This window comes from Caulobacter sp. (genome assembly GCF_035254145.1).
In the GTDB taxonomy this organism is placed as follows: Bacteria; Pseudomonadota; Alphaproteobacteria; order Caulobacterales; family Caulobacteraceae; genus Caulobacter.
On the sequence record NZ_DATFAV010000261.1, the window covers coordinates 1 to 7,915 of the forward strand.

Here is a 7,915-nt window from a genome sequence, read left to right on the forward strand (position 1 = left end):
GCAGGGGCGTTGCGGGTCAGGTACTCGATGGCGTCCTGGTCGCCCAGCCAGTCCGACCCCTTGACGGTGTCGTACATGTGCCAGCGCCAGTCGTCCTGGCCCATGTTGCCCAGCGAGGCCGAGATGCCGCCCTGCGCGGCCACGGTGTGGCTGCGGGTCGGGAACACCTTGGTGACGCAGGCGGTCTTGAGGCCCGCCTGGGCGGCGCCCAGCGCGGCGCGGAGGCCCGAGCCGCCGGCGCCGACGACGACGACGTCGAACTTGTGATCGATGAACTTGTAGGCCGACATCAATGGGCTCCGGTCACGGTCAGGGCCACCTTCAGGATCGAGAAGATCCCCACGGCGCCGGCGACCACGCAGACGAACAGGTTGCCGATCACCAGAGCGGTCTTGGTCGTGAAGCGATGGACATAATCCTCGATCACCACCCGCATGGACCCCTGCAGGTGCACGAGGGCGACGATCAGCAGCAGACTCGCCAGCACCGCGTTCAGCGGCTGACCCAGCCACATGGCGACGGTGTGCTGGTCGGCGCCGATCAGCTTCAGGGCCGCATAGGCGCCCCACAGCATCAGCGGGACCAGGGCCAGGCCCGAGACGCGCTCGGTGATGAAGTGGTCGACGCCATGGCGGGCCGCGCCCAGGCCGCGGGCGCGCGACAGCGGCGTGCGGAACTGCTGCGGCTGATAGATGTCGTTCTTGCTCATGATCAGAACGCTCCGTTGGCGGCGGCCAGCACCCAGGTGACGATCGTCGCCACGACGGCGAAGGCGATCGACATGGCGCCGGTCATGTCGGCGGTGCGGGGCGCGAAGCCCTTGCCGACGTCCCAAAAGGCCTGACGGACGATATAGGCCGCGGTGTAGAAGACGGCGAAGGTCTCGCCCAGCAGCACCAGCTTGCCGATCGGCGAGCCCAGGATGCTCAGATAGCCGGCGTAGACGCCGGGACCGGCCGCGAGAGCGGCGGCCCAACCGGCCAGGATCGCGGCGCCCACATAGAGGGCGACCAGGCAACCCCGGTGAAGGATCGAGCAGGCCATGGTGATATGCCAGCGCCACACCTGCGTGTACGGAGACATCGGGCGCTCGGGCAGCCCCCGGCTCGTGTCGGTCATGGGAGGTCCAACCTCAGTAGCCTTTGTGCGTTGCGGGACGCTTTTAAGCGCGAGGGCGGGGGTGTCAATTAAACCGGGCCTCTTGAGAAACGTTCGCAACTCCCAAGCCGGGTACATTAGGGAACCGCCAAGGCCGAGCTTGCGTTAGGTTCGGTTGCGTCGAGGGGGCGAGCGTGGGCGACGAATGACCAGTCCGATCGATTTTCGCGAAATATTCGATCGCATTCCGTCGCCCTACATGCTGCTCGACCGCGAGTTCAGATATGTGGCCGCCAACGCGGCCTATCTGCGCACCCTCCAGCGCCGCTGGGAGGATCTGGAGGGCGTTCCCTTATTCGAGGCCTTTCCCTCGGAAGGCGTCAGCCGGGCCGAACTGGAGGCGTCGCTGACAAGGGCGCGCGACAGCGGCGAAGTGACCGAGTTGCCGCTGATCAACTATGCCATCGAGCGCCCGGCCCACCTGGGCGGCGGCTTCGAGGATCGCATCTGGAGCGCCACCCACACGCCCATCCCCGACGAGACCGGCGCGACGCGCTACATCCTCCAGCACACGCAGGACGTGACCGCGATCCAGCGACTGAAGGAGGCCGCCTTCGGGTCGCGCTCGGCCACCATGCTGGGCGACGAGGTCCTGCGCCGCGCCGAGACGGTCCAGTCGCAGAGTCGCCAGCTGCGGAACCTGTTCATGCAGGCGCCCAGCTTCATGGCGGTGCTGCGCGGGGCCGACCACGTCTTTGACCTCGCCAACAACGCCTACGCCCAATTGGTTGGCCATCGCGAGGTGACCGGCCTGCCGCTGAGCGTCGCCCTGCCGGAAGTAGCCGCCCAGGGCTTCGTCGAGCTGCTCGACCGGGTGCTCGCCACCCGCGAGGCCTTTGTCGGTCGCCGCGTGAAGGTCGCTCTGCAGCGGGCCGGCGGCGAACCGCTCGAGGAGCGCTATCTCGACTTCGTCTACCAGCCGATCGTCGAGCCGGACGGAAGCGCCTCGGGCGTCTTCGTCGAAGGCGTCGACATGACCGACCAGGTCCAGGCCGACGAGCGCCAGCGCCTGCTGCTCGACGAGCTGAACCACCGCGTCAAGAACACCCTGGCCACGGTCCAGGCGATCGCCCAGCAGACCCTGCGCGGCGCCCATGACCCCGCGAGCTTCGCGGAGGCCTTTGAGTCTCGCCTGCTTGCCCTGTCCCACACGCACAACGCCCTGACAGACAGCCAGTGGGCCGGCGCGGGCCTGCGGCAGATCCTGAACCAGGAGCTAGGCCCCTACGGAGCCGAGCGCGTGGCGATGGACGGGCCCGATGTTCACCTGCCGGCGCGCGTGGCTTTGTCCCTGGGCATGGTGTTCCACGAACTGGCGACCAACGCCGCCAAATACGGCGCCCTGGCCACCGCCGGCCGACTGGTCCTGACCTGGTCGGTGACCGGCGACGACAGCCTGGTGTTCGAGTGGCGCGAGACCGGCGGGCCGCCCGCCGTGAAACCGCAGCGGCGAGGTTTCGGCTCGCGCCTGATCGAGCGCAGCATCACTGGCGAACTTCGCGGCCGCATCGCGTTCGATTACGCCGAGGAGGGGCTGATGGTCCGCTTCGACACGCCGCTGGCGCGCTACCTGGACTAGCGCCCGGCGGCCGCCCGTTCCTTTAGCCTCGGGGGAACACCGTCAGGGCCAGGTGCTGCAGGAGCATGATGGTCTTGGCGTCACGGATGCGGCCGTCGGCGATCATGGCGAGGGCCTCGTCGATCGTCGGCTCCAGCACCTCGATATCCTCGCCCTCGTCGGGATGACCGCCGCCGTCGCCGATCCGCATCGAGGCGTCGTACTCGGCGACGAAGAAGTGCAGGATCTCGGTCACCGAGCCTGGGCTCATGAAGGCCTCGAACACCTTGCGGACCTCGCCCAGCCGATAGCCCAGCTCTTCCTCGACCTCGGCGCGGATGCGGACCTCGGGCTCGGCGTCGTCCAGCAGGCCGGCGGCGGCTTCGATCAGCAGACCGTCATAGCCGTTCACATAGGCCGGATAGCGGAACTGCTTGACCAGCAGCACGGTGCGGCTCGGAAGATTGTATGGCAGTAGCACCGCCCCGTTGCCGCGGTCGTAGGTCTCCCGGCTCTGGGTCTGCCAGGTCCCGTCGCGGCGCTTCCAGTCGAAGGTCGTAGTCTTCAGGACGTACCAGTTGTCGGAAAGCAGCTTGGTCTCGCGAACGCGGACGCGATCTTTGACGGACATGGATTTCCTCAATCGCGGACGCGCGAAACGTAGTCGGCCGAGCGCATTTCCTGCAGGCGCGAGACGGTGCGCTCGAACTCGAACGCGCCGTCGCCCTCGGGGTACAGCGTCTCCGGCTCGGCCTCGGCCAGCGCCACCAGCTTGGCGTCGGCTTCATAAAGCGCGTCGATCAGGGTGTTGAACCGCTTGGCCGCGTCGCGCCGGGCCGGCGTCAGGCGCGGCACATCCTCCAGGAACACGGTGTGGAAGCGCTCGGCCAGGGCCAGGTAGTCCTGCGGTCCAAGGGCCTGCTGGCACAGGGAGGCGAACGAGGCCCGGACCAGACCGCCGGACGCCCGAGGCAGTCGCATCTTGCGGCCCAGCACCTCAAGGGTCGCCCCTGTTTCCGGCGCGCCGTCCAGCATGTCGGCCCATAGCCGCTCGAACTCGGCCTGGCTGGCCTTGTCGTTCGGAGAAAGCCAGGTGCGGGCCGCCCGCAGGCGATCCAGGCGGAAGTCGACCGGTCCGCGCACGGCCACGATGTCGAGGGCCGACTTCAGCATGTCGATGAAGGGCAGGAACAGCTGTCGGTTCAGCCCGTCCTTGTAGAGGTCCTCCGGCGGCCGGTTGGAGGTCGCCACCAGGGTCACGCCGCGCGCGAACAGCGCCTCGAATAGCCGGCCCAGGATCATGGCGTCGGCGATGTCGGTGACCTGCAGCTCGTCGAAGCACAGCAGGCGCGCGTTCTGGGCGATCAGCTCGGCCGTGGGCGCGATCGGGTCGTCGCCCTTCGACTGGCCAAAACGGGCCTTGCGCGCGGCCGCGTCGCCCTTGCGCCAGGCGTCGATGTCGGCGTGGACCTCGGCCATGAAGGCGTGGAAGTGGATCCGCCGCTTCTTGGCCACCGGGGCGCTGTCGAAAAAGAGGTCCATCAGCATGGACTTTCCCCGCCCGACCGGGCCCCACAGATAGACGCCGCGCTGGCTCTTGGGCTTGCGGCCAAAGAACGAGAAGTTCGGCTCGCCGGCCGCATCCAGATCGGCCTCCAACCGCGACAACGCCTCGACGGCGGCGGCCTGGGCGGTGTCGTGTCGGATCTCGCCCTGGGCCAGGCGCTCGCGATAGGCGGTGCGGAGGGATGTCGGCATCGCCGATGCGGTTAGCGCGAGAGCGGCGCTGGGGGAAGGGCCTTGCGCCTCTCAACATCGGCGGGACGAAGCGCTATGGGAGACGGATGAGCATCCTCCACCTGCCCGACGAGGCCGCGACCCAGGCCCTGGGCCGCAAGCTCGCCACGTCCCTTCGGCCCGGCGACGCGGTCTGCCTGACCGGTCCCCTGGGGGCCGGCAAGTCGACCCTGGCCCGCGCCCTGATCCGCGCCCTGACGGCGCCGGACGAGGAGGTCCCCAGCCCGACCTTCACCCTGGTGCAGTTCTACGAGACGCCCTCCTTTCCGCTCGCGCACTTCGATCTCTACCGCCTGACCGATCCGGACGAGGCCTACGAGATCGGCCTGGATGAGGCGCTGGACGGGGGCGTCGCCCTGATCGAGTGGCCGCAGCGACTGGAAGGGCGTTTGCCGGCGAATCGGCTCGATATAGACATCGCTCTCGACGGCGACGCACGGCGCGCCGCCATCACGCGGCACGGTAGTTTCGAAGGACGCCCCCTTGAGTTCTGAGCGTGAAGCGGCGAAGGCCGCGTTCCTGGAGACCCACGGCTTCGGCGACGTCCGCCGCCAGCCGCTGGGCGGTGACGCCTCCACGCGGAGCTATGAGCGCCTGCATCGCGGAGACGAGAGCTTCATCTTCATGGACCAGCCGCCGGCGCTGGAAAGCGTCGTCTGCCCGCCGGGCGCCACGGACGCCGAGCGCCTGGCCCTGGGCTACAACGCCGCCGCCCGTCTCGCCGCCGGCTCAGTCGCCGCCTTCGTCGCTACCGCCGACTATCTGACCCGGCGCGGCCTCTCGGCCCCGCGCGTCTTCGCCTACGATGTGGCGCAGGGCCTGGCGGTGCTGGAGGACCTGGGCGACGGGCTCTACGCCACCTTGATCGCCGAAGGGCAGGACGAGCGCCCGTTGTACTACGCCGCCGTCGACCTGCAGGTGGCCCTGCACGCCGAGACGCCGCCGGACGTGCTGGCCATCGGCGACGTGCGCTGGCCGTTGCTGACCTATGACGCCCTGGCTCTGAAGCACGCCACCGACACCTTCTTGGAATGGTGGCCTCAGTTCGCGGGCATCCCGGCCTTCAGTCCGCAAGCTGTGGCCGAATGGGACGCGCTGTGGGCGCCCATATGGGTGCGTGGCGAGGCCGGAGCCAGCGTCTTCACCCACCGCGACTATCACGCCCAGAACCTGCTGTGGCTGCCGCAGCGCGAGGGCGTGGCCCGCGTCGGCCTGCTGGATTTCCAGGACGCCCTGCGCGCCCACCCCGCCTGGGACCTGACCCACCTCTTGCAAGACGCCCGGCGCGACGTGTCGCCCGCGCTGGAGGCGGCCATGCTGGACCACTACCTTGCCGCCCGGACCAGCGTCGATCGCGAAGCCTTCATCGCCGACTACCGCGCCCTGGCCGCCTCGAACGCCGCCCGCATCCTGGGCCGGGTTTTCGCTCGCCAGGCCTTGCTGGGCCGTCGCCAGTACGAGGCTTACATGCCGCGCACCTGGCGCTACCTGGAGCGGAACCTGACCGACCCGGCCCTCGCCGACCTCAAGGCCTGGTTCGACCGCTACGTGCCGGCGGAGGCGCGCCGATGAGCGGCCCGCCAATGGCTCCCAAGATCGCGATGGTGCTGGCCGCGGGTCTCGGCACCCGCATGCGCCCCCTGACCGACGACCGGCCCAAGGCGCTGGTCGAGGTCGACGGCAAGGCGCTGATCGACCACATGCTGGACCGGCTGGCCGCGGCCGGGATCGAGACCGCCGTGGTCAATGTCCACTACTTCGCCGACCTGGTCGAAGCCCACCTGAAGGCTCGCGAGGCCAAGGGCCTGGGCCCACGCATCGTCATCTCCGACGAACGCGCCCAGGCCCTGGAGACCGGCGGCGGAATCAAGCGCGCCCTGCCGCTGCTGAGTGAGGACGCGGTCTTTGTGGCCAATATCGACTCGATCTGGATCGAGCACGGCGCCTCGGCCGTCGACGCCGTGGCAGCCGCCTGGGATCCGGCCAAGATGGACGTCTGCCTGATGTTGGCCTCCACCGCTGGCTCGCTCGGCTTCCATGACAGCGGCGACGTCTTCCTGGGCGACGACGGCGTGGTCCGTTTCAAGGATCCTGGCGAAATGGCGCCGTTGGTCTATGTCGGCGTTCACATCTGCAAGCCGGCCATCACCGCCGACGGTCCCGAAGGGCCGTTCTCGCTGCTGCCCCTGTGGAAACGGCTAGCGGCCGACCGCCGGGTCCACGGCGTCGCTCCAGACGGCCTCTGGATGCACGTCGGCGACCCCGACGCCAAGCTGGCGGCCGAGGCGAGACTCTCCCCCCAAGGCTTGACCCAAGAATGAGCCCCCAGGCCCCCTTCTTCGAGCGCCCGGGGCCGCGCTGGTTCTCGATCCCCGCGCACCGGCCGTTCGTCGACGACCTGGCGCGCGGCCTGCTGAACACCCTGGAGCCGTTGGGGCCCGAGGCCCTGCCCCGCGCCACCGTGCTGACCCCCACCCGACGTGGGGCTCGGGCGCTTGCCGACGCCTTCCTGGCGGTGGGCGGCGGGCGGGCCCTGCTGTTGCCGCAGATCCGACCGCTGGGCGACCTGGACGAAGGCGAGCCGCCGTTCGAGCCGGGCGAGCTTTCCCTCGACCTGCCGCCGGCGATCGCCTCGCGCCGCCGGCGGTTCGAACTGGCGCGGCTGGTCGTCGATCACGGCGACAAGCTCTCGTTCAAGCCCGGTCCAGTCCAGGCCCTGGAGCTGGCCAAGGCCCTGTCCGACTTCCTCGACAGCTGCCAGATCGAGGAGATCGCCTTCGAGGATCGGCTGGACGGCCTGGCCGAGGGAGACCTGGCCCAGCACTGGCAGGTCTCGGCCCGGTTCCTGAAGGCTGTGCTCGGCGCCTGGCCCAAGCGGTTGGAGACCCTGGGCCTGATCGACGTCTCCGAGCGCCGCGTGCGCCTGCTGCGGGCCCTGGAGAAGCAGTGGTCGGAAAGCCCGCCGACCGAGGTGCTGGTCGCCGCCGGCTCGACCGGCACCGCCCCGGCCACCGCCGATCTGCTGCGCGTCATCGCCGCCGCGCCCAAGGGTGCCGTGGTCCTGCCCGGCCTCGACGAGGATCTCGCCGACACCGCCTGGACCCAGATCGAGGGCTCCCAGGGCGAGCAGCATCCGCAGGGCGCCATGAAGCGCCTGCTGGACCGGGCCGGCGTCTCGCGCTCCGACGTCCGCGCCTGGGTTCCCGACGTCGACAGCCGGGGTCGGTGGCGGCGGCGGATCGTCAACGAGGCCCTGCGCCCCGCCGAGGCCACCGCCGACTGGCTGGCGCAGATCGCCGCCCTACGCGCGGAGGCGCCGGACCTGGATCCGATCGCCGAGGGGTTGATGGGCTTCTCCGTCATCGCCGCCCGCGCCGAAGAGGAAGCCGCCTGCGCCTGCGC

Annotated in this window: 9 protein-coding genes and 1 pseudogene; 5 read left to right on the forward strand and 5 right to left on the reverse strand. The window is 69.6% G+C overall.

Features of this window, described 5'->3' with window-relative positions; genetic code table 11:
- The 3 genes from VJ655_RS15970 to sdhC form a co-directional block, all read right to left on the reverse strand.
- The coding region (locus tag VJ655_RS15970; RefSeq protein ID WP_324112760.1) for an FAD-binding protein at positions 1-290 on the reverse strand (290 nt) is incomplete at its 3' end.
- Positions 290-745: a succinate dehydrogenase, hydrophobic membrane anchor protein gene (gene sdhD, locus VJ655_RS15975; RefSeq protein WP_324112775.1), complete on the reverse strand. Its 456-nt coding sequence runs from the start codon at positions 743-745 to the stop codon at positions 290-292. The genes VJ655_RS15970 and sdhD, both read right to left, overlap by 1 nt.
- Positions 712-1,119 carry a succinate dehydrogenase, cytochrome b556 subunit gene (gene sdhC, locus VJ655_RS15980; RefSeq protein WP_324112762.1) on the reverse strand — a complete coding sequence of 136 codons (408 nt, stop codon included), beginning with the start codon at positions 1,117-1,119 and terminating at the stop codon, positions 712-714. Before sdhC ends, sdhD begins: the two co-directional genes overlap by 34 nt.
- Positions 1,120-1,303: 184 nt before the next feature.
- Between sdhC and VJ655_RS15985 the strand changes: the two genes are divergently transcribed.
- Positions 1,304-2,737 (forward strand): sensor histidine kinase, encoded by a 1,434-nt coding sequence (locus tag VJ655_RS15985; protein WP_324112764.1) that lies wholly within the window; start codon positions 1,304-1,306, stop codon positions 2,735-2,737.
- A gap of 22 nt (positions 2,738-2,759) precedes the next feature.
- On the opposite strand, the gene VJ655_RS15990 is transcribed toward VJ655_RS15985, so the two are convergent.
- Together VJ655_RS15990 and zapE are read right to left on the reverse strand one after the other, a co-directional pair.
- Positions 2,760-3,347, reverse strand: a complete 588-nt coding sequence (locus VJ655_RS15990; protein ID WP_324112766.1) for an NUDIX domain-containing protein — start codon at positions 3,345-3,347, stop codon at positions 2,760-2,762.
- An 8-nt stretch (positions 3,348-3,355) separates the two neighbouring features.
- Positions 3,356-4,474, reverse strand: a complete 1,119-nt coding sequence (zapE, locus tag VJ655_RS15995; protein WP_324112768.1) for a cell division protein ZapE — start codon at positions 4,472-4,474, stop codon at positions 3,356-3,358.
- Positions 4,475-4,560: 86 nt separating this feature from the next.
- Between zapE and tsaE the strand changes: the two genes are divergently transcribed.
- From tsaE to VJ655_RS16015, 4 genes and pseudogenes are all read left to right on the forward strand, one after another.
- On the forward strand, positions 4,561-5,007 hold the full coding sequence (gene tsaE / locus VJ655_RS16000; RefSeq protein ID WP_324112770.1) for a tRNA (adenosine(37)-N6)-threonylcarbamoyltransferase complex ATPase subunit type 1 TsaE: 447 nt from the start codon (positions 4,561-4,563) through the stop codon (positions 5,005-5,007).
- The gene (gene amgK, locus VJ655_RS16005) at positions 4,997-6,085 is read left to right on the forward strand and encodes an N-acetylmuramate/N-acetylglucosamine kinase AmgK (RefSeq protein WP_324112771.1); all 1,089 of its coding nucleotides are present in this window, start codon (positions 4,997-4,999) and stop codon (positions 6,083-6,085) included. The genes tsaE and amgK overlap by 11 nt, the downstream gene beginning before the upstream one ends.
- An 11-nt stretch (positions 6,086-6,096) precedes the next feature.
- Positions 6,097-6,834: an N-acetylmuramate alpha-1-phosphate uridylyltransferase MurU gene (gene murU, locus VJ655_RS16010; RefSeq protein ID WP_324112773.1), complete on the forward strand. Its 738-nt coding sequence runs from the start codon at positions 6,097-6,099 to the stop codon at positions 6,832-6,834.
- Positions 6,831-7,915: pseudogene (locus tag VJ655_RS16015) on the forward strand (double-strand break repair protein AddB); the annotation flags it as partial. The gene murU and the pseudogene VJ655_RS16015, both read left to right, overlap by 4 nt.